We start from the raw sequence: 25,894 nt of genomic DNA on the forward strand, positions 1-25,894 counted from the left end.
TCACCACCATAAACTTAAACGCAGCCAGTGCCAGAGATCGTGAAACCAAATCCAGCCCAGCGCGCGCTTACCAACAGTAATTTTGCCTGAGCCGGTCATGCCGGGGCGCAGCAGATTTTTTATACTGTCGTCATCACTTGCTGCATCAGCCATCAACAACAATTCCACGCGAAAGTAATTGCGCCCTTCTCGCACTTCACTGATCGGCGTAATGGTTTTTACAAGCGCAGAGAAAAGTTGATTAGGTAAACTAGACAATTTCACTTGGCCTTCCTGACCGGGCACAAGCGCTGCGATATCGCGCTCATCCACGAAAAGCTGCACGATAAAATCGTTCGCCGCCGCCAACTCAAATAACACATCACCCTGTTTTACCGGGGCCCCCTGTTTTTGCGAAATATCATCTGACACGATAATGCCGTCGATAGGCGCAAGCAGCTGGGTGCGCTGCAATTGTTGCTCGATTAAACGCAATTGAATGGCCGCCTGATCCATTTGTGCGTTGGCAATTGCCGCTTCAACACGATCAGAATTCGCCAGAGCCGCATCATAGGCTTGGCGATAGCGCTGTACCTGACTCGCCAGTTTGCGTCGCTCCAGCAGTAAATCCTCATCCTTTAAGGATGCGAGCAACGCTGCTTTAGTCACACTGTCGCCGGGGCGCACCAATACCTCGCCCAAATAACCGTCCTGTGGGGATACCACCAGATATTTTTCGCTGGTCTGTAACCTGGCATCAGCAGTAATGCGATAGCTGATCGGCACAAATAACCCCATCAGTAACAGCAGTGCAGCGGCTAATGCCACACGACTGCGCCAAGCATCTACCCCAAACCAGCGCTGCATACGTTGGCCAATACTGCGTGCCACCAGTTGTTTAAACCCGGCGCCCGCATCCTGCCGTAACGCGATAAGACCGCCAGCAAAATGCAGCGCCGCCTGAATAAACAACTGTTGTGTCTGACTAAGTTTTGTCTGTTTATCCAACTCGATTGTAAGCACGCCCAGCAGGCGATCACCTTTACGAATTGGAAAGCTGGAAACCGATTGCAATTGTTGTGATTGTTGCAATTGCTGATGAGCGCGAGTAATCGCCACCGCCAATGTCTCGTCCGCAGGTTCCACCGGGGAGTAGCTAATCCTAAGCCCCTGCTCCAGCGCTTCATTCATCGCTTCAGTCACTGCCTGCATTGCTTGGGTGCGCGGATCAAAGTGTGCCGAGTAAGACACCGCTTGCAGGCGCAGTGTTTGTTTGTGCAATAAACCCAAACTCACGCGCGTAGCCCCCAACTGCGACGCAACCATATTGACCAAACTAATCGCCACTTCTTGCAGGGAATTTTCTTTTAATAAAATGGTGCCCAGCTGTAAGGCGGCGAGTTGATAGTCAGCAGCTGGTGTGGTTGCTGGCACCTCTTGCACTTCCCGTTCCAGTGCGGGCGAATCACTCTGCTGATGCAACAAAAATTGCAACCAGAACTGCCCCAACTTGAGTTCTTTGAGCATTCCGGTGAGTGCTTTTTTATCGGCGACACTCACTTCCAATGCCACCACTCCCCAAAAGTTACCATCGATAATTAACGGATGCGCAAGGCGGTAATGATGCTCATCCACCTGCTCCAACTGTAAGCGCTGTTTTATCACCACCTGTGCCAATAGCATGCGCAGCGGCTCGCTTATCGCGTCCGCACCCGGCCACCTGGCAAGTAAATGTTGGGTTCCATTATTGACCTGAACCAGCATGGCGGCACTGACGCCACCGAGCATTTGGCATTGGGTTGCCAGCCAGGTTTTGAGCTTATTGTTGAACGATTGCATGGAGTTAACTGCTTTATCGATCCTGCGGTGCAGGAACCACTGTGTTTTTGTTATTAACTGTTTTACTGAATGGGCAGCTGAAATCGATACAGTGAGAATTAACCATAACAACAAAAACCACACTTGTCGTCAATTTCAACATTAAAAGCGAAGATTAAGTCCTTAAATTTCACTACTTCCCAAGCTTATACCAACTTATTGCAGTTTGATTGAAAACAACTGCCAGATTGTTATTAAGCTGAGAAAAATATCTCTTTTTTATCGCTACAAAATATATAAAACGATAAATACTAATTATTTTTTTATGCTCACAACTTTCGAGAGTATTTCTCATTACCTGAACTAGACTCTAGCCTTATAGCTGGAGGTTTTTTCACTTGTCATCGTATTAAACATACAAGTTGGGGAATTTTTAAAGAGTAACGGACTAAGCAACCATGTACGGAATTTTTAACCTTTTGAAGGAGCGCCCGGTGGTAATGCTGGGCTCAGCAAGCCTACTAATACTTGTGGGAGTAACCGTGCTCGCCACCTGGCACGCCCCTCGCCTGCTGGATGCAATTCACCCCTTTGCCACGCTGATGGCATACAACACTGCATTGGGATTTATCGCCTGCGGCTTGGGCTTACTCGCTATTGTTAAAAAATGGCAGCGAACTTTGGTGTACAGCGTTGTTGTGCTGTGGGGCATTGGGTTACTCACCCTGCTCGATTTACTCACTAGCATGGAGTTACACACTACTGATTGGTTTGAGATTTTTCTGAGTGACTCACCCATTCACCACCAGCCCATATCACCCACCACCAGCAGCGCATTTTTATTAGCCGGCGCCGCATTGTTATTAGGGCGCGCGACGGATGGTATTGCAACGTTAATTGCCACGTTGATTTGCTTGTTATTAATTTTAATTGCCACTGCCGCAGTACTCGGACAGGGTTTTGGCTTGTTACCCAATTACGTATGGCTGGGAATTAAATTAGCGCCTCACACAGTTATTGGGTTAATTGCATTTGCATTGGCAATTATTACGCTGCGCTATTCAGCAGCAATCAATGCATTTAACCGGCTTAATTTTTTTAACCGGTTAGTGACCGGTTTTATTTTTATGAGCCTGTTATTTGTCGCTATAGGCTCTATTGCCATGCTGCAAATAAATAGTGTGGCGACTATTTCGCAACAACTTTATTCCGGGCCAGTGCAAGTAAACAATGCAATGTTGCGCATCAAAGCCCATGTGAGCAAGCTGAATCGTGGCATCAAAGATGTAGCGGTAGCGCCAGAGTTAATGGAAGAACGTAATTTGCCTGATTTTATAACTAGCTCCGGGCAAAAAATTGTGGCTGAACTGGTACAGCTTGAACAACAACCGCAGCACCTAATTGCCAGCGCACAACTGCGCAGCACATTAAAGGATTGGCAAGAGTTATTACTGGATACTTATCAACAATTGGCCGCAGGCAATGTCGACTATTATCGCAAAATTGCTCTGGAAGACAGCCAAGCCCACACCCAGAAAATTGAAAATTTATGTGATGAAATCATTGCGCAGGCGCAGACCGAAATGCATGCGTTAAACGATCAGGCACTGCTCACCAAGCAACATGCAGGCAATTTAATGCTGGTAGTTATGCTAGGCTTTTTGTTAGCGGGAGTTTTGGTCGCCGCACTTATTACCCGCAGTTTAAGCTGGCAGCTGCAAAAAATTCGCGTTGCTATGCTCGAGCTGGCACAGGGCAATGCCAACATTCAGATTCCCTTTCTGGATCACCCCCGAGATGTTGGTGACATGGCCAGAACACTCAAAGTATTCGCACAAAATATTGACGAGCGCAACAAATCAACAGCACTACTGGCCAGTCACCAAAAAATACTGGAGAAAATCAATTTACAACTTGCACAGACAAATAAAGAACTTGAAACATTTGCCTATGTTGCTTCACACGATTTGAAATCGCCGCTGCGGGGCATTGCCCAATTATCCACCTGGATTGAAGAAGATCTTGAGGAAAAACAATTTTCCGAGGTGAATAAACACACCACCATGTTGCGCAATCGCATTCAGCGCATGGAAAAACTACTGGATGATTTGCTCACCTTTTATCGCGCAGGCAAAACCGATGGCAATCTGGCTGAGGTAGATGTTGCGCAAATGGCCAGGGAGTTATTTGACATCCAAAACACCAAAGCCGGGCTGCGCCTTGAATTGGCAGAGAACCTGCCCTGTTTCAGCACTTTGAGCACGCCCTTTGAACAAGTGCTACGCAATTTATTTTCCAATGCAATTAAACATCACGATCGCGATGAAGGTGTTATTCGTATCAATTACCAACTACTGCCTAATCAATATTATGAATTCAGTGTATGTGATGATGGCCCCGGCATCCCCGAGAAATTTCAGCAGCGAGTATTTGGTATGTTTCAAACGCTGAAACCACGCGATGAATTGGAAGGTAGCGGCATGGGCCTCGCACTGATAAAAAAAATTGTCGCCACCTACGGCGGTCACATCAAACTTGTGTCAGAAGGACGTGGCTGCTGTTTTTATTTCAGCTGGCCGCAACACATAGACAAAGGCGTAAAAGATGACTGATAACTTCTATCCGAATTTAAACCCAAGCCAGTTTAAAACTGTCAGTCTTCTTATCATCGACGACGATGATATAGACGCAACGGCGTTGCGGCGTGCATTACATAAACTGAAATTGCTTAACCCGCTCTACCGTGCCAAAGATGGTGTGGAGGCCCTTGAAATGTTGCGTAATGGCAATGTGCCAAGCCCTTACATTATTCTGTTGGATATCAATATGCCGCGCATGAACGGTATTGAATTTTTGGAGGTATTACGCGCCGATCCGGAACTAACCCATGCGATCGTTTTTGTACTGACCACCTCCAAATCGGACGAAGATATTTTGGCAGCCTACCGTGAACATGTGGCCGGCTATTTACTTAAACAGCGTATGGACAGCGATTTTATGCAGGTGATTGGGTTGCTTGATCACTATTGGCGTGTGATTGAGCTACCACATCCCGAACAATAGCCCCCTAGCTTTAGCACCAGGGTTTAATAACGGGCATTAAGAATAGGAGACCTAATCTGCATGAAGCTATTACTGATTGATGACAACGAATTGGATCGCCTGGCGATCATTCGAACGTTTAAAAAAACCGAGTGGGATATCACTATTGCTCAGGCCTGCTCCGCGAGCGAGGGCCTCGCGCAATTTGATAGCGAAGATTTTGACGCTGTCCTGCTTGACTATCGCCTGCCCGATATCGACGGTATGGAAGTGCTGCAACTTCTCGCCAAACACCCCAATCACCACGCTGCCGTAATTATCCTCACCGGCGCCAGCGCCGACGAAGATCTGGAGCGCGAATTTATTGAGGCCGGTGCCCAGGACGTACTGTTCAAATCGGAGATTGCTCACAAACACCTGACCCGCGCCATCACCCATGCACGCACACGTCATGAATTGGAACATCAGTTACAAGAGAGTCACCAGCGCCTGCGTGCGCTGGCCGAGAATGACTCACTCACCGGGCTTGCCAATCGCTACTATTTTGATGAGAGCCTGCGTGCTGCAATTCAGCGCACCAAACGCCAGCAAGATCAACTTGCCCTGCTCTTTCTGGATTTGGATAACTTCAAATTTATCAATGACGGCCTAGGCCATTTAATTGGTGATCAGGTTTTGATGGAAGTGGCTAAACGTTTGGTTGATGTGGTGCGCGCGGGCGATGTGGTGTGCCGTTTGGGTGGCGATGAATTTGCGATTTTAGCGCATAACTTTGAAACCCACGAAGCCATCAGCCAGCTTGCGCAACGCATTTTAGAGGACCTGCGCCGCCCCATTATTGTGGGCAATTATGAGCACAGCATCTCCTCCAGTATTGGCATTGCCACCTACCCGGAAGCCGGTGACAGCGCCAGCGATCTGCTCAAAGCCGCGGATATGGCCATGTATCGCGCCAAGCAAGACGGGCGCGACAATTACCAATTTTTTTCACCGGCGATGCAAGCGCAAATGCAGGAGCGCATTCACCTCGAAAAAGAATTACGCGCACTGATTCCTACCGATCACTTTATTTTGTTCTACCAACCCATTGTCGATGCGCAAACCTTTGAAGTTTGCGGCGCCGAAGGCCTGATTCGCTGGGATCACCCCGAGCGCGGCATACTGCCACCAAGCGAATTCATCACCCTCGCTGAGGAGATTGGCCTGATTGGTGAAATTGACTCCCGCAGCCGTTTAAATGCCTGCAAACAACTGGCGAAATGGCGCAAAGACGGATTGGTGGATGAGCAGTTCAACATGAAATTTAATGTCTGCGCCCAACTGCTGACTGACGATGATCTCTATCGCGCTATTATTGCAGACCTTACTGCTACCGGCCTGCCCGGACATTGCGTCAGCCTGGAGATTACCGAATCAATCCTGATTGAAAACCTGGGGCGCACCGCAGAAAAACTGCAGATGATTCGCGACTACGGCATCGATATCGCGGTAGATGATTTTGGCACCGGCTATTCCTCCATCGCCTACCTGAAAGAATTACCCGCACGCACCCTGAAGATTGATCGCAAGTTTGTGCAGGACGTGCCCACTAATCTGGCTGATTGCCGGATTCTGCGCGCCATGATTGTGTTTGCCAAAAGCCTGGATCTGATTGTGGTCGTGGAAGGCGTAGAAACCCGCGAGCAGGCGCGTCTTTGCCGCGATTATGGTGCCGACTTACTGCAGGGATATTTATTCTCCAAACCCCTTCCACCCGCCGCATTTGAGCAATTCTTACGCGATCACAATGCAGCCGAGTGGAATAAGCGTCTCTCGGTATTGGGCGCACTCACCGGCTAAGGGTGCGCTGCTCCGGCGGCGCACCACTCAACAACAGCCAAGCACAGCCCCACCTGACCTGGTCAACAGACAGTCAGCTCCAGCAAATAGCCAAACCCAATACGACAGATTGAACCAGACAATTTTGCGCCGCCATTGCGATTCGCCTATCATGCCCCCACATTGCAAAGACCCTTTGGTTTGACCTCCTGTTTTGTTTTAATTTCAAGGATTACCTATGAGTGACGTACAACACCACCGTTTAATTATTCTCGGCTCCGGCCCTGCCGGTTACACCGCTGCTATTTACGCCGCCCGTGCGAACCTCAAACCCGTTGTGATCACTGGCATGCAACAAGGTGGTCAATTAACTACCACCACTGAGGTGGAAAACTGGCCCGGCGGTGTTCACGACCTGCAAGGCCCGGATTTGATGGTGCAAATGCAGCAACACGCCGAGCGTTTTGACACCCAAATAGTATTCGACCACATTCACGAAACTATTCTGACCGAGCGCCCATTCAAACTGATCGGTTCCAATACCTACACCTGTGATGCGCTGATTATCTCTACCGGCGCTTCAGCTCAATACCTCGGCTTGCCTTCCGAAGAAGCCTTTATGGGCAAAGGTGTGAGCGCCTGTGCCACCTGTGATGGTTTCTTCTATCGCGGTCAAAAAGTTGCCGTGGTCGGTGGTGGTAATACCGCCGTGGAAGAAGCGCTGTATTTGTCTAACATCGCCAGTGAAGTAACGCTGATTCACCGTCGCGACAAACTGAAATCAGAAAAAATTCTGCAAGACAAGCTGATGGCCAAAGTCGCTAATGGCAACATCAAAGTGATTTGGAATCATCAACTGGAAGAAGTTTTGGGTAACGACTCCGGCGTGACCGGTCTGCGCTTGAAGAGCACTCAAGACGGCGCAACGCAAGAGATTGATGTCGCTGGTGTATTCATCGCCATTGGCCACAAACCCAACACTGACATCTTTGAAGGCCAATTGGATATGCACAATGGCTACATCAAGGTAAAAAGTGGCCTGGAAGGTAATGCGACATCAACCAATATTCCCGGTGTATTTGCTGCCGGCGATGTGGCTGACCACATTTACCGTCAGGCGATTACTTCCTCTGGGGCTGGCTGTATGGCTGCGCTGGATGCCGAGAAGTATCTGGACGATCTGTAACAGCCGGCACGTAGCATCGGCAGCTAAATAAAAAGGGGAAGGTCAGCGATGACCTTCCCCTTTTTAATTGCCCGTGTGGTTTATTTAGCAGCCAGACGATCCAACTCAGTGCGCAAATTGCGCAGCCATTGGTTAAACGCCAGACGGATCTGAACATTATTAGTCACGCGATTGTTCTCCTCCCAAATACGTCCCAAATCGCGACGATCAGTAATAATCGCCAGCACATCGCCTGACACTGAATCCACCAGTGTCAGCTCCAACGTCATAGTCCCCATGCCTTCGCTGTACACTTTCATCATCGTCGGGCGACCTTTGGAGTCGTCTTTACTCGCCAATGGCGCAATCTCCAGCACTTTTGCTTTTACTTGCAATACATCCGCGCCCGTCTGTAAGGATGTCGCAAAACGGCCATCGACAATCAGGTTCGTCATTAACGCCTCGGTATAACGCTCCTGATAATAGCGGCGATCGGCATCGCTCAGCTCCCACGGCGTGTCGTTAATCTTGTCCGTGGACTGCTTGCGGATTTTGACCTCACTCAAATCCAACTGCTCGACCAATAATTTACTGTATTGCGCAAATTGCGCATTGGGCGCAACAAAGGTGCCATCAAAACGGCTGTCTTCCACCGCACTCAACCCCGCTTGATCTGCTTTCAGCGCCGCGTCTTTTTCATGGGGCTTAGTCATTGAACAACCACCAATCACACCAGTAGCCAGTGCAATTAGCACCAGTTTGACACTGAGATTTTTCATTAAACGTTTCATCACATTACCTGCCTGTAGTTCGGGGGACTGAAACTGTATGCTAGCCGCGGCAGTCACAGTCATTGGTTGTACCGCATGTTTATAAGACGTTATTCGCAATCAAGGGTTCATTGGTTGCATAACCCGCAACCTTATTGGTGGCATAAGGCCAAACTGCCCAGTGACTCCAAGTTATTGAAGCACAAAAGCAAACCGGGAAGCAGAGGCCTCCCGGTCAAGTTTGTAATATTTTGTAGTTTGACAGCAACCCTACTGGATTACCAAGGCTGTAACAAGGTTACCTTCGACCATTCAACATCCAACCGATTGGCGTCCAACGCACCAGCACCAAATAACTCGCCATGCCCACCACAAAAGTTGCTGCCAGCGTCAGCCCATACTCCGCCCACACACCCCAATTTTTATCCATCAAAGGGTACTGCAGGGCAAAAATAATCGGCAAATGAATGATGTAAATCCAGTAAGAGCTATCGGCGATAAGCCGCATCCAACGGTGATGGGAATCCAGAAATTGTCTAGCATAAATTAAACACACCAATGTCATCCACAGCGCAATATAAACTTCACACACTGCCAGAAGTAATTTCTTCCACAACGCTAAAGGGGGAGCCATCAAATCCATCTGCACGGGTAAGTGATAATAATAAAGCGCAAATAACGCAGTGCTGGCAAGAAGAATCCTGAAGGCATAAACATTGAAGCGCGCAATAAAATTTTCCTGAGTGAAAATCCAATAACCCAACACAAAAAATAATCCGAAAAAGCCAAAAGACCATAATTGGGGTATAAAACTTTCCGGGGCGGGCTTGGGCGAAGCAATCAACAATGCACCGGGCAATAGTACCAAGGGTATGATTAAGAGAAATAACCCGGGTGTTAAACGAGCCAAAAAATTGCTCGCCCACTGCCAGTTAACAATGCGCAACAACCACACCAATACACAAAAATAAATCAGGTTATATAAAAACCACAAATGCATCGTAGTGGGTGGTGGGCGCGGGGCATCTGGGTTTTGCATTGCCTCCAGAATCATCAGCATAATTGCTGACTTATTTTCAACCTCATTGGTAGCCGTTAACAAAGGAATGAAAGTGGCGACCATACACAGCGGCAGAAAAATAATAAACGGCAATAAAATTCGCAGCGCGCGATTTTTTAACATACCAACCACCCCGCGCCGCGCCACTAAATAAGCCACAAAAAAACCGGCGATCAGAAAAAACAAAGGCATTCTGAATAGATGTGAAAACCAGGAAAACCAATCCAGCAGCAATGATTGCTCAGTATTTGCCGCTGGCCAGAGTGCCTGTAATTTGGGGCTATAGGCCAACGCCGCATGAAAAAATACACCCGTCAACATCGCCAGTGCGCGCAGGTTATCCATATAATAAAGCCGTGTAGTTACCATCGCTTTCACCTCCCTTTTTAATTATCGCTATTCATTACAGCTATTTATAAAAACGTTTCCTTGCGCGCTTGCCACACAAATGCAACCAGCAATGCAACTGCTAAAAAGGACAACTGCACAGCAATAATACCCAGTGCCTCACTACTCCATACCGCCTGCGAACTAAATAAGTGTGTGCGAATACTCTCTATCCGGGCAACCATATAAATCATCGGACCAATCATGCAGTTTAAAAAAATCATTACAAATAACACCATGCCATCCGACTCACTAATCATCCCCGTAGCCCACGTCAGGCAGTAACTCAATAAAAAATACAACGCCAAAATTAAACACAGTGGTAGCAATCCATCGGGTATTGGGCTAGCACTAAATACAAATATGGTCGCAGCTACAATCAACAACCAAGGAAAAACAAACAGCGTCATACAGGCAATTAATTTAGCCAGTGCGTAGTCAACGGGTGTAACAGGTAAACTCATAATAAAAGGCAGGGTATGTTCCTTTCGCTCATTAATAATAGTGCTGCTAATTTGATGATTCCCCATGCCAATAACAGCGCTCATTAACAAAGTGGAGCCCATTACGAACTGCCACTCGCCAAGGCTGATAAAACTCAACGCAGCGATGCCAGCCAAGGTATACAACACGATAAATTTCCGCTGCAGATACCAATCCTTGGCAACTAATTGTTTAACCACCGGTAAGTTCAGTGTGTAACTCATGAATTCACTCCTGCTTTTACTGTAGCGACAAAAATTTTCTCCAGCGTCATAGGCTCTACACTGGTTACATTGACACCTTGCGCACTCAAATGGGCAAGCGTGGATTCTGTAAATTGATTAACAATAATTTCTTGCAAGGAACCGTTATGTTTGACGCGCACCAAACCTGATAATTCGAGACCGGTAGGATCCATACTGCTGGTACAAAGAATTCTTCGCCAGCGCTCCAGATAGGTCTCTTTATCTTGCGAGTCCAGCAACTTCCCTTTGTGCACAAAACTAATCGAATCAGAAAGCTGTTCTATATCTTGCGTATTGTGTGATGAAAACAAAACGCTGCGATCTTCATCGCGCAGAATAGCGGCAAGCTCCGTTAATACTTCTTCACGGGCAACGGGATCAAGCCCAGTTGTAGGCTCATCCAAGACCACAAGTTTGGGGCGCCGCGCCAGCACCAGTAGCAAGCCCGCTTTAACACGCTGCCCGTGTGAAAAACCTTTCATTTTTTGGTCCACACGCAAATCAAATATTTTTAATAAATGGGCTGCGTATGTTGGATCCCATGAGGGATAAATTGACTGGATGAACTGCATGTGCCAGCGCAGGGTTTCACTTTTGTAAAGCCGCATATCATCAGAAGCAAAACCGATTTGCTGTTTTACCGCTACCTGCTGCTCCGGTAACTTCTGGCCCAAGACATGCACGCTGCCACTGTCTGGCTGAATCAATCCCATGACTAAACGCAAAGTAGTAGATTTGCCGGCGCCATTAACCCCCACCAACCCCATCACCTGCCCGACCGGTAATTGCAGACTCAGATTATCCAAATAAAAATCCGGATAACGCTTGCACACATTTTGAAGTTCAATTGCATTTTCCATAATCAGACCTTTTAAAAACCCTCGCCTAAAAAATCACAGTCATTTATTAACTTATTTGCGTGCCGCTATAGCCTGCTGAATAAGTGCAATAATTCCTGCTTCATCCAAACCCAGTGCAAGAGCATTGTTTACCAGCTCATTAATTTGCAGCGTTAATTCATGCTGCGCTAATACACCGGGCAAATCAGCCTGCGCGGCAACAAAAGATCCCCGTCCCGGCTGGGTGACTATCACCCGCTCCATTTCAAGTTCGCTGTAAGCGCGCTTGACCGTAATTACACTTACTTTGGTTTGCGCACTCAGTTCACGAATAGACGGCAATGGGTGCCCTGCAGGCCAATCGCCCACACGGATTTTTTGTTTAATCTGCGCCATGATTTGCAAGTACATGGGGCGACTATCGTTTTGCGAGAGAAACAGCTCCTCAGTCACGCACACCTCTATCTGTATATATTTGATATACACAGTATATGCACAGATATACACAGACAGCAAGCGAGAAAAGAGAAAAGAGAAAAGAGAAAAGAGAAAAGAGAAAAGAGAAAAGAGAAAAGAGTTTTTCAGGAAGGGAAATAAAAATAACGCCATCAGAAATGACAAAGGAGGCCGAAGCCCCCTTTGTTTTTTTGCAGCAGTGGAAATTAGCCCACAAACACCCGTGCATTGCGGAACAGACGCAACCAGGCGCCATCGTCTTGCCAATCGTCCGGTTTCCAGGAGTTGGTGACGGAACGGAATACCCGCTCCGGGTGCGGCATCATAATCGTCACGCGACCATCCTTACTGGCCACACTGGTGATACCCAGCGGTGAACCGTTGGGGTTGGCCGGATAGGTTTCGGTGGCGTTTAAGTGGTTGTCGATAAAACGCATCGCCACTGTGCCACTCTCGTTGCAACGTTTGAGTGCGTCAGCGTTGGCAAATTCGGCATAGCCTTCACCGTGCGCCACAGCGACCGGCATATGGGAACCCGCCATACCCTTAAACAATACCGAAGACGACTCCTGCACCTGCACTAAGCTAAAACGCGCTTCAAATTGTTCAGAAAGGTTGCGCACAAAACGCGGCCAATGATCGGCACCGGGAATCAGATTTTTCAAATTCGACATCATCTGGCAACCGTTACACACACCTAAGCTGAAAGTGTCATTGCGGTGGAAGAAAGACTCGAACTCATCACGTACTTTGTTGTTGAACAAAATGGTTTTGGACCAACCTTCGCCAGCACCCAGTACGTCGCCGTAAGAGAAACCACCGCAAGCCACCAAACCTTTGAACGCTGCAAGCGATACCCGGCCAGAAAGTAAATCACTCATGTGTACATCAACGGCGTTGAAACCAGCGCGATCAAACGCCGCAGCCATTTCCACATGACCGTTTACGCCCTGCTCACGCAGTACCGCAATGCTGGGGCGCACGCCAGTGTTGATAAAAGGTGCGGCAACGTCTTCGTTTTGATCGAAACTGAGTTTTACGCTTAGACCGGGATCTGACTTGAGGATGCCGTCGAATTCAGATTGCGCGCAGGCAGGGTTATCGCGCAGCGCTTGAATGCGGTAGCTGGTTTCCGCCCAGAGGCTTTGCAGTGCAGCGCGAGCCTGATCAAAAATCACCGCGTTGTTGGCACTGATACGCAATGTATCTTCGTCGTTTAATTGGCCAATCACACGCACATGGCTGATGCCGGCGGCGGTAAAACGCGCTTGTACCGCGGCGGATTTATCCCGTGCCACTTGCAACACAGCGCCCGCCTCTTCGCTGAACAGAACGGCGAGTGCATCATCGCCCAGACCATCCAGTGAAATATCCACACCGGTATGACCGGCAAAAGCCATTTCCGCCACAGTGGCAAACAAACCGCCATCACTGCGATCGTGGTACGCGAGGATTTCATTGGCGGCAAGGCTCGCTTGCATCGCATTAAAGAAACCTTTGAGCTGGGCACCGGAATCCAGGTCAGCGGCTACATCACCCATTTGGTTGTAAACCTGCGTCAGGATCGAACCACCCAAGCGGTTTTTGCCATTACCCAGGTCAACCAGAATTAGGTCGGTAGCGCCCTTGTCGGTACGCAGCTGGGGCGTGAGGGTTTGACGTACATCCACCACCGGCGCAAACGCCGAAATCACCAGCGAGAGCGGAGCGGTAACAGCTTTGTCTTGACTACCGTCTTTCCACGCGGTGCGCATGGACATGGAGTCTTTACCTACCGGGATAGTAATACCCAGCTCAGGGCAGAGCTCCATTCCCACGGCTTGTACAGTGCGATAGAGTTTTTCGTCTTCACCTTTATGGCCCGCCGCACACATCCAGTTGGCTGACAACTTCACATCAGAAAGTTTTTCAATGCGAGTCGCAGCGATATTGGTAATGGCTTCGGCAATTGCCATACGGCCAGACGCAGGCGCATCAAGCAGTGCCAGCGGGGTGCGCTCGCCCATGCTCATGGCTTCGCCTTTGATGCTGTCGTAACTCACGGTAGTCACGGCGCAGTCAGCTACCGGAACCTGCCAGGGGCCAACCATTTGATCGCGCACCACCATGCCGGTAACCGAGCGGTCGCCGATGGTAATCAGGAAGTTTTTGCTCGCCACAGCCGGGTGTTTAAGTACACGTTCGGCGGCGTCGTTGATATTGATATCTTCAGTCGAGAAAGGCGCTACAGCGGCGCTATGGGAGTGCGCCGTGCGGTGCATTTTGGGCGGCTTGCCAAACAACACAGACATAGGCAGATCGACGGGTTTGGCGTCGAAGTGTTTGTCGTTGACCAGCAGGTGTTTCTCATCGGTCGCCTCGCCCACTACGGCGTAGGGTGCGCGCTCGCGTTGACAAATGGTTTCAAAACGCGCCAGATCCTGCGGTTTAATCGCCAATACATAGCGCTCTTGCGATTCGTTACACCAGATCGCCAGCGGGCTCATGCCCGGTTCGTCATTAGGCACATTGCGCAGCTCAAATTTGCCGCCGGTGCCGCCGTCTTTTACCAGCTCAGGGAAAGCGTTGGATAAACCACCCGCACCCACATCGTGAATAAAGGCGATAGGGTTGTTGTCGCCCTGTTGCCAGCAGGCGTCGATCACTTCCTGACAGCGGCGTTCGATTTCGGGGTTTTGGCGTTGCACCGAGGCGAAATCCAGATCTTCCGAGGAAGAGCCAGATGCCATGGAAGATGCCGCTCCACCACCCAAACCAATTAGCATCGCCGGGCCGCCGAGCACCACCAATTTTGAACCCGCGGCAAAGGGCGGTTTTTCGATATGTTCAGCCTTGATGTTGCCATAGCCGCCCGCCAACATGATGGGCTTGTGGTAACCGCGACGCTCGCCGTCGAAGTCTTCTTCAAAGGTGCGGAAGTAGCCGCAAATATTCGGGCGACCAAACTCGTTGTTAAACGCCGCACCACCGAGTGGGCCGTCAATCATGATATCCAGCGCAGTCACGATGCGACCGGGTTTGCCGTAGTTCTGTTCCCACGGTTGCTCAAAACCGGGGATCTGCAGGTTGGATACAGTGAAACCATTCAAACCCACTTTGGGTTTGGAGCCGCGGCCTACCGCACCTTCATCGCGAATCTCACCGCCGGAGCCAGTACCGGCGCCCGAGAAAGGCGAAATCGCCGTGGGGTGATTGTGAGTCTCCACCTTCATTAATAGATGAATAGGTTCTTGATGGTATTCGTAGGCTTTGGTAGCTGGATTGGGGTAGAAGCGCCCTGCTTCGTGACCAACCACTACCGCGGCGTTATCGGCATAGGCCGAGAGCACATCTTCACCACCCACTTCATTGGTGTTTTTGATCATCTTGAACAGGCTGCGCTCCTGCTCAACACCGTCGATAGTCCAGGAGGCATTAAAGATTTTGTGGCGGCAGTGTTCGGAGTTTGCCTGTGCAAACATCATCAACTCTACATCGACGGGGTTGCGGCCGAGGGTATTAAAGGCATCAACCAGATAATCAATTTCGTCATCGGCGAGAGCCAAACCGAGTGATTTATTGGCAGCAACCAAAGCGTCGCGCCCACCGCCAAGAATATCCACGCTGGTTTGTGGTGCAGGCTGTTGCGCGGTAAAAATTTGCTCTGCGGCTTCCAGGCTAGCAAACACGGTTTCCACCATACGATCGTGCAGTACCGCAATAATGGCGGCGCGATCAGACGGCGAAATAGCGCCCTGCACATAATAGGCAACACCGCGTTCAACCCGCTTTACGGTATCCAGACCGGTATTTTTGGCGATATCGGTCGCCTTGGAAGCCCAAGGTGAAATAGTACCCAAGCGCGGCACTACCAAAAATAACTCACCTTCGTGATTCACTTCCCCTTCGACTTTCGGGCCGTAGGTTAATAGTTGCTGCAATACCTGCAATTGCTCCGCACTCAACGGCGCAGATAGGTTGGCGAAGTGCACAAATTCGGAGCTGACACCAGTGACTGCAGGCACGCGCTGTTGCAGGGTGGTCAGGAGTTTTTGTGTACGGAAACTGGAAAGAGCGGGAGCGCCACGCAGAATCAGCATAGTGGGAAGAGCCTCAGCATCGGGGGATGGGAAAAAAGGCCGCCATTGTACTGGATTTAGCAGTAAATCAGACAGGTTTTTCATCCCGGCTATCAGGCTTGGGTAAGCAAGCAATATAGGGGCATCCACTAGCGCCGTCGTAAAGCATATATATAGAAGGATGAACAGGGCACCTGAAATCCCGGTAAGTCCCTTAACGGTACAAAAATGATCTCGCAGAAAGCACTTAAGACGCCAAAAAAAACCAAGCGAAATAAGAGCCTTATAACTAAAAAATCTGATTTTTGAAGATTATTTGCGCAGATTTTTAACAAAAATTTACGACTACAAGCCTATTTGTGCGCTGCCCAAGAGCAAAAATGGCATCCAAAACACCATTTTTGTGCTTTTTTTTCGCCGCTCGTCGGCTTTTACACAGCGCCTTAAATCCGCCAGAACCCTTGTCAACAGAGGAATTGAGGCAAAATAGGTCAAATTATCGCCAGCGAGCTAACCTATGTATGATCAAAAAACAAGCTAGGCACACCTAAAAACTGGCTATACCATGGTCGGGTATTTGCACGGGTCATTAATGGATTTGGATTCGGCATGAATGCGCACACACGAAATAGAACACCCTTTCGGGCGATGCAGTTCAGAAACCGGAGTAACCCCCTTATGGAAATTCGCAAACCTTTTGTGTTAGTGATTAAGTCCATGGTGACGAGCCTGATCATCGGTTCGTTACTGATTGCCGGCAGTTTTGTGCTGGTTCGTAGTACCCCACCTACTCAGTTGGAGCAGGTTCTTGAAGCAGGCGAATTGCGCGTAGTATCGAGCAACGGCCCTACTACCTATTATGAAGGCCCTAATGGCCTTACCGGCTTTGAATACAGCTTGGTGAAAGGCTTCGCCGATTCACTCGGTGTACGCTTGGTTATTGAAGACGAATCCAATCTGGAACTCATGCTCACCGGCGTTGAAAGTAAAAAATATCACTTTGCTGCGGCGGGTTTGACGGCGCTGGAAAGTCGCCACAAAAACCTGAGCTTTGCCGACCCATTTATGCAGATCACACAGCAGCTGGTTTATAACAGCCGCTTGCGCCAGCCCTCCAGTATTGAAGCATTGAGGGGGAAAGAAGTTCTGGTGATTGCCAACTCATCGCACACCAAGCGTTTAGATGCACTACGGGCCCAATATCCGGATTTGCTGTGGCGTGAAGTAGATGCCGAAATGATCGACCTACTAGAGCTGGTCAATAAAGGGGAAGCGGATTACGCCGTAGTGGATTCGAGCGCTTATGACCTGAATCGCTACTCTTACCCCAAAGCCAAATTAGCCTTTGACGTCAGTGACCCGCAGGATTTGGCGTGGGCTTTCCCTGCCCTGCAGGATGACACGCTGTTTTCGGTTGCCCAGCGTTATTTAAGCAGTATCAAAACAGATGGCACCCTGGCAAAAGTCACTGAAGAGTTTTTTGATCGTCACATCCAGGAAGTCACCACAGGCGAAGCCATGGCGCTTACCTACAGACTGGAACAACGTTTGCCGCAATGGTTGGAAGACATGAAGGCTTCCGCTGCCGAATTTGATTTGGACTGGCAATTATTGGCGGCAATTAGTTATCAGGAATCGCACTGGAAGGCTGATGCCCGCTCTCACACGGGTGTACGCGGCTTGATGATGCTGACCAAAAATACGGCTAAAGCCATGGGCATTAAGGATCGCGAAGATCCACAACAAAGCATTTATGGTGGCGCCAAATATCTGCGCCTCTTGCTTGATCGCCTGCCGCAACGGATTGAGAGTGATGAGCGCTTATATTTCGCCTTGGCCGCCTACAATCAGGGCCTAGGTCATTTGGAAGATGCACGTGTACTCACCGAGCGCATGGGGGGCAACCCAAGTAAATGGGACGATGTGCGCAAACACATGCCACTGCTCTCCAAACACCAGTATTACAGCCGTGCGAAACACGGCTATATGCGCGGTTGGGAGCCGGTGAAGTTTGTAGACAACGTGCTCAACTACCACAAGATTATCGCTTGGCACCAACAACAGGAAGAATTCCGCATAGCTACGACGGGTGCAGGCAATCGCATATCGCTGAATACCCCCTCCAAGAGCGATGACAGCAAAGACAACCAGACAGATAACGGGGCACGCAACCTCTCTGTACTCTGATCGATATTGTTTAACGCACCTCTCCTGACACTGCCGCTATTGCGGCAGTGTTTATTTTTGCCCATCACTTCTTGCATTCCCCCTACCGGCTACTGCTGCCGATTGAGAGCGATTCTTCAGGCTACAACGTATCAAGGGCAGCGTTCAATAACAGGGACTTTGCGCAGGCAAGGGAGTAGAATGCCGCCCCATGATTAGCTGCTGATTGATGATCACTCCATGATTCCACGTATAGACCAAACCTCACCCGTTCAAGCCCTGTATTTGAGTTTTATCAACGCCCTGCGCGACAGGGGTTTCACCGGTGACCTGAGCCCGGACTACGCCAATCGCACCGTCCTGGCGACGGATAACTCCATTTATCAAGTGCTGCCCCAAGGGGTGCTCTACCCGCGTGATACGGCCGACCTGGTACGCATTGCCAAGCTCAGTCAGGAGCCCCAATTCCAAGGCATAGTTCTCAGCCCTCGTGGCGGCGGCACCGGCACCAATGGTCAATCACTCACTGATGGTTTGGTGGTAGACACGTCCAAGTACATGAACCAGATTCTGGAGATCAACGCCGAAGAGCGCTGGGTGCGTGTGCAATGTGGCGTAGTGAAGGATCAACTCAATGTAGCGATTAAACCACACGGTCTATTTTTTGCTCCGGAACTCTCCACCAGTAACCGCGCCACCATTGGCGGCATGATTAATACCGATGCCTCCGGCCAAGGCTCCTGCCGCTATGGCAAAACCCGCGATCATGTATTGGAATTAACCACGGTACTGCTCGATGGCAGTGAGTGGACATCCGCCGCGATAAGCGAAGACGAGCTGGAAAATCTGTGGAAGCGCGAAGACCGTGTCGGCGATATTCATCGCGTTATTGATGCGATTCAACGCGAGCATCACGCCTTGATCGATAGCAAATTTCCCAAGCTAAACCGCTGCCTGACCGGCTACGACCTGGCGCATATTCGCGATGAACAAGGCCGTTTTAATCTCAACAATATTTTGTGTGGCAGTGAAGGTACGCTGGGTTTCATCACCGAAGCCAAAATCAGCTTACTGTCCATTCCAAAATGCAGTGCGCTCATTAACGTGAATTATCGCGACTTTAACGTCGCCCTGCGCGATGCCACCCAATTGATGAAGGCTGAGCCAACTTCCATCGAAACCGTCGATTCCAAAGTGTTGAACCTGGCGATGAACGATATTGTCTGGCACAGCGTGGCCGAGTTTTTCCCTGCGCCGCAAAGCGGTGAAAAAATCCAGGGGATTAATCTGGTGGAATACACGGCTGATTCGGAAGACGATTTAAAAGCAGATGTAAAAAAACTGACAGACATGCTGGATAAGGCCGCACAAGATACCACCACAGGCCGCATAAGCTATTCCATCGCCTGGGGCAGCGATGCGGTGAATAAAATTTGGGGCATGCGCAAAAAAGCCGTGGGTTTGCTCGGCAACGTGGAAGGTGAAATTCGCCCGGTGCCTTTTGTAGAGGACACCGCCGTGCCGCCGGAAAACCTCGCCGATTTTATCGCCGAATTCCGTGCCGTTTTGGATGAATACAAACTTACCTACGGCATGTTTGGTCATGTAGATGCCGGTGTATTGCACGTGCGCCCAGCTCTGGACATGAAAGATCCCGCGCAAGAAAAAATGGTGCGTATCATCACTGATCGCGTTGTTGCACTGACACAAAAGTATAACGGTCTATTATGGGGCGAACATGGCAAAGGCGTGCGCTCCGAATATGCGCCAGCATTTTTTGGCGAGCTGTACCCACAAATCCAGCGCATTAAAGCGGTGTTTGATCCCCGCAACCAATTAAACCCCGGCAAAATCGCCACGCCAGCGGCGGACATTCCATTATTAAAAATTGATGGTGTCACAACTCGCGGGCAACAAGACCGAAAAATCCCAGTACAAGTATGGGAAGGTTATAGCGAAGGCATGCACTGCAACGGCAATGGTTTGTGTTACAGCTGGAACCCTAACGATGCCATGTGCCCCAGCTGGAAAGGTACGCGCGAACGCAAGCACTCGCCCAAAGGTCGCGCTTCCTTAATGCGTGAATGGCTCAAACAAATGAGCGAGCGTGGCGTGAATGCAGTCGAGGAAAGTAAAAAAATAAAACGCGCAAGTTTTCTATTTAATTTACCCGGCCGCGTCATTAACACTATAGGTAAACGCAAAGGCGACTATGATTTTTCACACGAAGTGCATGAGTCCATGGTTGGCTGTCTCGCTTGCAAATCCTGCGTTGCGCAATGTCCGATTAAAGTAGATGTACCCGAATTTCGTGCGAAATTTTTAGAGTTGTACTACAGCCGTTACCTGCGCCCGCTCAAGGATTATTTTATTGGCGGTTTGGAATTTATGATTCCAACCCTTGCCAAAATGCCCTGGGCTTACAACTTGGCAATGAAACCGAAATTCATGCAGAAATTTATGGCGCGTGCCATTGGCATGGTGGACAGCCCGTTGTTAACTGGCATTAACCTACACAAAGCCGCCGAAAAACTCGGCGTGAATTACGCCACGCTGGAAAATATCGCACAGCTCACGCCAGCCGAAAAAAACAAGGCTGTGATTTTGGTGCAGGATGCTTTCACCAGTTATTTTGAAACACCACTGGTGATAGACACCCTCAAACTGCTTAAAAAATTGGGCTTTGTGCCCTTGCTAGCACCGTTCAAACCCAACGGAAAACCGCTGCAGGTACACGGATTTTTGCAAGCCTTCGCCAAGGCTGCCGATGCCAACGCCACACAATTAAATGGCATTGCCTCGTCCGGTATCGCCCTCATTGGTATTGAGCCCGCAATGACCTTGGCCTATCGCGCGGAATATAAAAAAGTGCTGGGCGATAACGCACCAAAAGTGCAATTGCTGCAAGAGTGGCTCGCCAAACAAGCCGAAGCCCTGGAAAGCAACAACAAGCAATTTAAAGCAGCAGATTTTTCGCTGTTGGCACACTGCACCGAAAAAACCAATGCGGTCAGCTCAGTCAAAGATTGGCAAACTGTATTTGGCAAACTCGGCCAACAACTGAAAGTCATTGAGACTGGATGCTGCGGCATGGCGGGCACCTATGGCCATGAAACCAGCAACCTTGAAACCTCTAAAAAAATCTATGCGCTCTCTTGGGCACAAGTGGTAAATAATCCGGTTAACACCGGCAAGTTGACTGCAACGGGTTATTCCTGCCGCAGCCAAACCAAACGGATCGACAATGTTAAATTGCCGCATCCAGTACAAGTTTTGTTGCAACAATCTATTTAAAGCGTGTCGCAACAATACCTGACACAGCGGCACGCAGCGCTGTGTCACTAACCTACCAATTCACTGACTGACGAAATCACGATTATGAAACTATTACGCAAACTGTTTGGTGCAAAAAATAAAGTAGAACCCATCAAGGCCGCCCCCATAGTAGTTGCCGAAGTAAAACCACCCAAGCCAGTTATTACCCTGGATGTGGTTGAGCAAACCAATGATGAAAACGAATTATTAAAACTTGCCAGCGATGGCACCACCAGCCCTTTACGCCAAGCCGCTGCTGAAAAAATTCATAGCCGTGAACTACTCGAACAACTGGCTAAAACCGCCAAAACCAAAGACAAAAATGTCTTTAAAATTGTTAAAGCCAAACTCGATGTATTTAAAGCGGAAGATGCCAAATTAGCTGAGCTGGAAATTAGCGCCGCACGTATTTGCGAAAAACTTGAACGCCATGTTCACCAGGAAGCAGACGCACTGTTCAAAGCCAAATTAAGCGTACTGGAAAGTGAATGGGCGGCACTGGGTCAAGTATCCACCGACATTCAAAACCGCTACCAAGTAGCTCTCAACGCTTGTGAAAATAAAATGGCCGCGCGCGCGCAAGCTATCGCCGATGAAGAGGAAAAAATCACGCTTGACCAGCAAGCACTACAGCTCGCGCAGGAGGCTTACAATAATCTTAAAGCCATGGCGCAAGATATTTATCGCGCCGCGCATATCGACGATTTAGTCAATGCAAATTATGAAGCAAAAATTCAGGAACTGGGCAACGCTATACGTCTGGCTGCCAATCGCCAATTACCGCTGGAAAACCTCACCAAAGAATTCGAACAGCGCAAGCAGCAAACACTGAATTTAATCGACCAAATTAAGACCTCCGGCACCGCACAACAAATTGCCGATATGCTGCAACAAGCGGAAGACAGTGAAACGATTAAAAATGCCCAGCAAAAGTTACAGCAATTTGCTAAATCTGCCCGTGAGCTGGGTGAAGAACTACCGGAAACCTTACACGCTGCCAAAGCAAAACTAGATGCAATCTGGGCGGAGCGCCATCAAGCAGAACAAGCGGCTAAAAATAGTTTGCGTGAATTTAGTGAACTGGCACGCAAAGGTTTGTGGGCGGCTGAACAGGGCTTCGTGCGGAAAGCACGCGCCATTCAAAAAGAACTGGAAGAAAAACGTGTGCAATTGGTAGCTGCCACCCAGGAATTACCCAAAGGAATTCAAGCCAAACTGGACGACTTTGAAGCGCAACTTGCAAAACTGGGCGACTGGCATGAATTTGCAGTAACCCCCAAAAAAGAAGCGCTTATCAGCCAAATGCAAGCTCTGGCCAGCAGCAGTATCGACCCTGAAGTTCTCGCCACAAAAATTCACGAATTACAGGATAGCTGGAAAGAGGTAAGCAAAGGCGCACAACAGCAAGACGATGATCTCTGGCAACAATTCCAGCAAGCATCGGCTGTAGCCTATGCTCCTTGCAAAGAGTTTTTTGAAGCGCAAAGTGCCGCACGCGAGGCGAATTTAACCAAACGCCGTGAATTGGTTAATCAGCTGACAGCCTATTTAAACGGTTACGATTTTACTAACGCGGTGTGGAAAGACGTAGAGCAAACCTTAAAAACTGCGCGTGCAGAATGGCAAACTTACTGGCCGGTTCCACGCAAAGCTGGCAACGAACTACAAAAAGAGTTTGAAACCTTAATGGAACAACTCTTTGGCAAAATCACCCAGGAGTATGAAAACAACAAAGCCGCCAAACAACAGCTGATTGAACAAGCGCAAACCTTATTGGATAACGCTGACCTGCGCGCTGCGACAGAATCGGTGAAACAACTACAAGCTCAATGGAAAACGATTGGCAAGAGTTGGCACAAAGAGGATCAACAACTCTGGCAAGAATTTCGCAAACACTGCGATGCCATTTTTGCTCGCCGCAGCGAAGCGTTCGAAGCTGCCAAGGCCGCACGCGATGCTGTGGTACAACAGGCCGACGCCTTAATTACACAACTCGCTGATTTTGCTACTCGCTCAGTGGAAGAGCTAAAAGCTGCAAAAACTGAGATAGAAGCAATTCAAGCGAGCTTTTTGGCACTGGATCTTCCCAAGGAAGCGGCTAAATCTTTACAGCAAAAGTTCGCCGCCGGCCTCAGCGCAATCGCCACCAAGCGCGACAGCGCCCGTGCACAAGCGGCAGAACAAAGCTGGAAGGATTTATTCAATGCGCTGGATGCTATACGCAATTATGAGTTGGCAGTGATCGCGCAAAAGCCCGCTGAACAATTGGCGACTGAAAAAGATGCACTGGAAACACTTATCGCCAATACCCCACGCTGGCCAAACGGTTGCTTCAACAGTTTGCAGCTCCGTTTGGCAAAAGCAGACGCCATTACAGCGGCGGATCAAACCACAAATACCCAAGCCATGAAAATACTGACCATTCGCGCCGAAATTCTGGCGGGACAAGAAAGCCCTGCCAGTGATAAACAAGCACGTATGGCTTATCAAGTACAACTCATGCAACAAGGTTTTGGACAGCGTGATACCAGCTTTGAACCGCTGTTGACCGAGTGGATTTTGTTGTCAGGTGTCAGTAATGCAGATTACGCCACTCTGCTCGCTCGTTTTAACCACTGCCGAGAACAAATGATGGCTTAATGCAGCAGGCAATTCGGACCGCAAAATCCGGCTAAAGGTATATTGATAAAGGGCAGATTTTTCTGCCCTTTTTTTATAGATAAAAATATAGATGGAAAATTGATAAATAAAAAATCACAGGTAAAAAAAAGCAGCAAGCCTAAGGATTGCTGCTCAATGGGAGAGGTCAAAAAAATCGGAACAAGTGATACCCAACGGTTGTGGAAAAAACTGGCAGACGCAGTTTGCATCTGCCAGAAAAAGGTCAAACACAACCCCTGTCCAGTATCTCCCGACGAGAAAACACTGAACATTGATGCTATCCTATACCTTGTATACTAGTGGGTCAACCTTTTTGTCACATTGACTTTATCATAAATTTGCACTTTTCATATTTGCATAGAGTTTTATCCTTAAAGTAAACTCTGCGGCTAAATCAACATAAGGAGACACCCGTGGCTAAACAGCCTGTGATAAGCATGCGTACCGATGCCAAAGGCTTGTCTTATGACCGCCCGGCCGCCAGCCAAATATTCGGATTTATTCGCGATGCGATTATTAGCATGGAACTATTACCCGGCCAGATGATTTCCGAAACCGCTCTTGCGCAACAATTCGGGGTGAGCAGAACCCCCGTGCGCGAAGCGCTGATTCAATTGTCCAATATTGGATTTGTAGAGGTGTTGCCCCAACGTGGCACTTATGTATCCAAATTCAGCATGGATAAAATTCTGGAAGCGCGTTTTATTCGCGAAGCGCTGGAAGTTGCGGTAGTGAGCCACCTCGCCACCAATACTGATGATGCCACCCGTTTGGAGGCCGTAGCCACCTGCGAAAAAATTATCGCCGACCAGAAGGTCGCCGCCGCAGACGATGACGCCCTCGCCTTTCAAACGCTGGATGACAACTTTCACCAGACATTGGCAGGGTTCACCCATTACGCCCGTGTAGCTGCTTTTATCGAGGCAGAAAAAGCCCACATGGACAGAGTTCGCTGCCTTAGCCTGCACGTCAGCGGTCAGTACAAACGTATCCTCAGCCAGCACTCGGGTATTATTAAAGCGATCAAGTCCGGCTCAGCGGAAAAATCGGCGGCAGCCATGAGCGTTCACTTAAAAGATGTTTACAATATTTTGGAAGTGATTCCGCAGGAACATCCGGAATATTTTGAATAGAAACTTTACGTACCGGCGCTAACAAAAAAGCAGCTTAGGCTGCTTTTTTGTTAGCGGAAGGCATACGCATCACATCAATGCGAACGCTTTAATACCGCAATCACACCTTGCGGAGCCCCCATGAAAATCGCCGGGCAAATGCTCACCAACTCCCAGCCATCGCGCCCCAATGCATTAATTTCCTGATTCAATTCATCTGTATCCAAAGAACCTGAAAAAAAACTACGCTTTTTAAATTTGATCGTTTTATATTCCCAACGCATTTGTTTTATTCCTCTTGAGGGTCATCCGATTGCAGCAACTCCACATCAGTTACTACTTTCTGGGTTAGCTTGACGCGTCCACTTTTTACTAACGCTTCACGCAGCACGAATTCAATTTGCGCATTTAAACTGCGCAAATCATCATCAGCCCAGCGCTGCATGGCAGCGATAACCTGTTCATTGATTCGCAGCGGAAATGATTTTTTCGTCACTATTAATGGCCTGCAGTTATCGAC

Annotated in this window: 18 protein-coding genes; 8 read left to right on the plus strand and 10 right to left on the minus strand. The window is 49.0% G+C overall.

What is annotated here, in order from left to right; all coding sequences use genetic code 11:
• The gene (locus D0B88_RS15935; protein WP_151058387.1) at positions 1-1,818 is read right to left on the minus strand and encodes an efflux RND transporter periplasmic adaptor subunit; all 1,818 of its coding nucleotides are present in this window, start codon (positions 1,816-1,818) and stop codon (positions 1-3) included.
• Between the two features lie 437 nt (positions 1,819-2,255).
• Between D0B88_RS15935 and D0B88_RS15940 the strand changes: the two genes are divergently transcribed.
• The 4 genes from D0B88_RS15940 to trxB all read left to right on the plus strand — a co-directional run bounded on the left by D0B88_RS15940 (position 2,256) and on the right by trxB (position 7,843).
• Positions 2,256-4,409: an ATP-binding protein gene (locus tag D0B88_RS15940; RefSeq protein WP_151058388.1), complete on the plus strand. Its 2,154-nt coding sequence runs from the start codon at positions 2,256-2,258 to the stop codon at positions 4,407-4,409.
• Positions 4,402-4,860, plus strand: coding sequence for a response regulator (locus D0B88_RS15945; protein ID WP_007643577.1), 459 nt, complete (start codon positions 4,402-4,404; stop codon positions 4,858-4,860). The genes D0B88_RS15940 and D0B88_RS15945 overlap by 8 nt, the downstream gene beginning before the upstream one ends.
• A gap of 60 nt (positions 4,861-4,920) precedes the next feature.
• Positions 4,921-6,678, plus strand: coding sequence for a bifunctional diguanylate cyclase/phosphodiesterase (locus tag D0B88_RS15950; protein ID WP_007643579.1), 1,758 nt, complete (start codon positions 4,921-4,923; stop codon positions 6,676-6,678).
• Positions 6,679-6,895: 217 nt separating this feature from the next.
• Complete coding sequence (trxB, locus tag D0B88_RS15955) at positions 6,896-7,843, plus strand: thioredoxin-disulfide reductase (protein WP_007643580.1); 948 nt, start codon at positions 6,896-6,898, stop codon at positions 7,841-7,843.
• A gap of 80 nt (positions 7,844-7,923) precedes the next feature.
• Here the strand turns inward: trxB and D0B88_RS15960 are convergent, their stop codons facing one another.
• The 6 genes from D0B88_RS15960 to purL all read right to left on the minus strand — a co-directional run bounded on the left by D0B88_RS15960 (position 7,924) and on the right by purL (position 16,141).
• Positions 7,924-8,613 carry a DUF3313 family protein gene (locus tag D0B88_RS15960; RefSeq protein WP_151058390.1) on the minus strand — a complete coding sequence of 230 codons (690 nt, stop codon included), beginning with the start codon at positions 8,611-8,613 and terminating at the stop codon, positions 7,924-7,926.
• A 277-nt stretch (positions 8,614-8,890) separates the two neighbouring features.
• Positions 8,891-10,021, minus strand: a complete 1,131-nt coding sequence (locus tag D0B88_RS15965) for an acyltransferase family protein (RefSeq protein ID WP_151058392.1) — start codon at positions 10,019-10,021, stop codon at positions 8,891-8,893.
• A 44-nt stretch (positions 10,022-10,065) separates the two neighbouring features.
• A complete protein-coding gene (locus tag D0B88_RS15970; protein WP_007643583.1) occupies positions 10,066-10,746 on the minus strand; it encodes an ABC transporter permease in 681 nt (226 codons plus the stop codon).
• Entirely contained in the window at positions 10,743-11,627 is an 885-nt protein-coding gene (locus D0B88_RS15975) for an ABC transporter ATP-binding protein (RefSeq protein ID WP_007643584.1), read from the minus strand. Before D0B88_RS15975 ends, D0B88_RS15970 begins: the two co-directional genes overlap by 4 nt.
• A 51-nt stretch (positions 11,628-11,678) precedes the next feature.
• Complete coding sequence (locus D0B88_RS15980; protein WP_198284807.1) at positions 11,679-12,059, minus strand: GntR family transcriptional regulator; 381 nt, start codon at positions 12,057-12,059, stop codon at positions 11,679-11,681.
• A gap of 209 nt (positions 12,060-12,268) precedes the next feature.
• Positions 12,269-16,141, minus strand: coding sequence for a phosphoribosylformylglycinamidine synthase (gene purL / locus D0B88_RS15985; RefSeq protein WP_151058394.1), 3,873 nt, complete (start codon positions 16,139-16,141; stop codon positions 12,269-12,271).
• Positions 16,142-16,798: 657 nt separating this feature from the next.
• Between purL and mltF the strand changes: the two genes are divergently transcribed.
• From mltF to D0B88_RS16000, 3 genes are all read left to right on the plus strand, one after another.
• A complete protein-coding gene (mltF, locus tag D0B88_RS15990; protein WP_151058396.1) occupies positions 16,799-18,307 on the plus strand; it encodes a membrane-bound lytic murein transglycosylase MltF in 1,509 nt (502 codons plus the stop codon).
• 219 nt (positions 18,308-18,526) lie between these two features.
• Positions 18,527-21,580, plus strand: coding sequence for an FAD-binding and (Fe-S)-binding domain-containing protein (locus tag D0B88_RS15995; RefSeq protein ID WP_151058398.1), 3,054 nt, complete (start codon positions 18,527-18,529; stop codon positions 21,578-21,580).
• Between the two features lie 84 nt (positions 21,581-21,664).
• Complete coding sequence (locus tag D0B88_RS16000; RefSeq protein ID WP_151058400.1) at positions 21,665-24,241, plus strand: DUF349 domain-containing protein; 2,577 nt, start codon at positions 21,665-21,667, stop codon at positions 24,239-24,241.
• On the opposite strand, the gene D0B88_RS16005 is transcribed toward D0B88_RS16000, so the two are convergent.
• On the minus strand, positions 24,238-24,534 hold the full coding sequence (locus D0B88_RS16005) for a hypothetical protein (RefSeq protein ID WP_151058402.1): 297 nt from the start codon (positions 24,532-24,534) through the stop codon (positions 24,238-24,240). The genes D0B88_RS16000 and D0B88_RS16005 overlap by 4 nt on opposite strands.
• Before the next feature lie 141 nt (positions 24,535-24,675).
• On the opposite strand from D0B88_RS16005, the gene D0B88_RS16010 reads away from it, so the two are divergent.
• Complete coding sequence (locus D0B88_RS16010; protein WP_225318412.1) at positions 24,676-25,395, plus strand: GntR family transcriptional regulator; 720 nt, start codon at positions 24,676-24,678, stop codon at positions 25,393-25,395.
• Positions 25,396-25,469: 74 nt separating this feature from the next.
• Here the strand turns inward: D0B88_RS16010 and D0B88_RS16015 are convergent, their stop codons facing one another.
• Together D0B88_RS16015 and D0B88_RS16020 are read right to left on the minus strand one after the other, a co-directional pair.
• Positions 25,470-25,658: a DUF4177 domain-containing protein gene (locus D0B88_RS16015; RefSeq protein ID WP_007643604.1), complete on the minus strand. Its 189-nt coding sequence runs from the start codon at positions 25,656-25,658 to the stop codon at positions 25,470-25,472.
• A gap of 5 nt (positions 25,659-25,663) precedes the next feature.
• Complete coding sequence (locus tag D0B88_RS16020) at positions 25,664-25,870, minus strand: hypothetical protein (RefSeq protein ID WP_007643606.1); 207 nt, start codon at positions 25,868-25,870, stop codon at positions 25,664-25,666.
• Positions 25,871-25,894 lie beyond the last annotated feature (24 nt).

Source organism: Cellvibrio sp. KY-YJ-3 (assembly GCF_008806955.1).
Classification (GTDB): Bacteria; Pseudomonadota; Gammaproteobacteria; order Pseudomonadales; family Cellvibrionaceae; genus Cellvibrio.

Coding starts and splice junctions, on each gene's coding strand:
- D0B88_RS15935 (WP_151058387.1), bottom strand. CDS start 1,818: ATGCAATCGTTCAACAATAAGCTCAAAACCTGGCTGGCAACCCAATGC.
- D0B88_RS15940 (WP_151058388.1), top strand. CDS start 2,256: ATGTACGGAATTTTTAACCTTTTGAAGGAGCGCCCGGTGGTAATGCTG.
- D0B88_RS15945 (WP_007643577.1), top strand. CDS start 4,402: ATGACTGATAACTTCTATCCGAATTTAAACCCAAGCCAGTTTAAAACT.
- D0B88_RS15950 (WP_007643579.1), top strand. CDS start 4,921: ATGAAGCTATTACTGATTGATGACAACGAATTGGATCGCCTGGCGATC.
- trxB (WP_007643580.1), top strand. CDS start 6,896: ATGAGTGACGTACAACACCACCGTTTAATTATTCTCGGCTCCGGCCCT.
- D0B88_RS15960 (WP_151058390.1), bottom strand. CDS start 8,613: ATGAAACGTTTAATGAAAAATCTCAGTGTCAAACTGGTGCTAATTGCA.
- D0B88_RS15965 (WP_151058392.1), bottom strand. CDS start 10,021: ATGGTAACTACACGGCTTTATTATATGGATAACCTGCGCGCACTGGCG.
- D0B88_RS15970 (WP_007643583.1), bottom strand. CDS start 10,746: ATGAGTTACACACTGAACTTACCGGTGGTTAAACAATTAGTTGCCAAG.
- D0B88_RS15975 (WP_007643584.1), bottom strand. CDS start 11,627: ATGGAAAATGCAATTGAACTTCAAAATGTGTGCAAGCGTTATCCGGAT.
- purL (WP_151058394.1), bottom strand. CDS start 16,141: ATGCTGATTCTGCGTGGCGCTCCCGCTCTTTCCAGTTTCCGTACACAA.
- mltF (WP_151058396.1), top strand. CDS start 16,799: ATGGAAATTCGCAAACCTTTTGTGTTAGTGATTAAGTCCATGGTGACG.
- D0B88_RS15995 (WP_151058398.1), top strand. CDS start 18,527: ATGATTCCACGTATAGACCAAACCTCACCCGTTCAAGCCCTGTATTTG.
- D0B88_RS16000 (WP_151058400.1), top strand. CDS start 21,665: ATGAAACTATTACGCAAACTGTTTGGTGCAAAAAATAAAGTAGAACCC.
- D0B88_RS16005 (WP_151058402.1), bottom strand. CDS start 24,534: ATGTTCAGTGTTTTCTCGTCGGGAGATACTGGACAGGGGTTGTGTTTG.
- D0B88_RS16015 (WP_007643604.1), bottom strand. CDS start 25,658: ATGCGTTGGGAATATAAAACGATCAAATTTAAAAAGCGTAGTTTTTTT.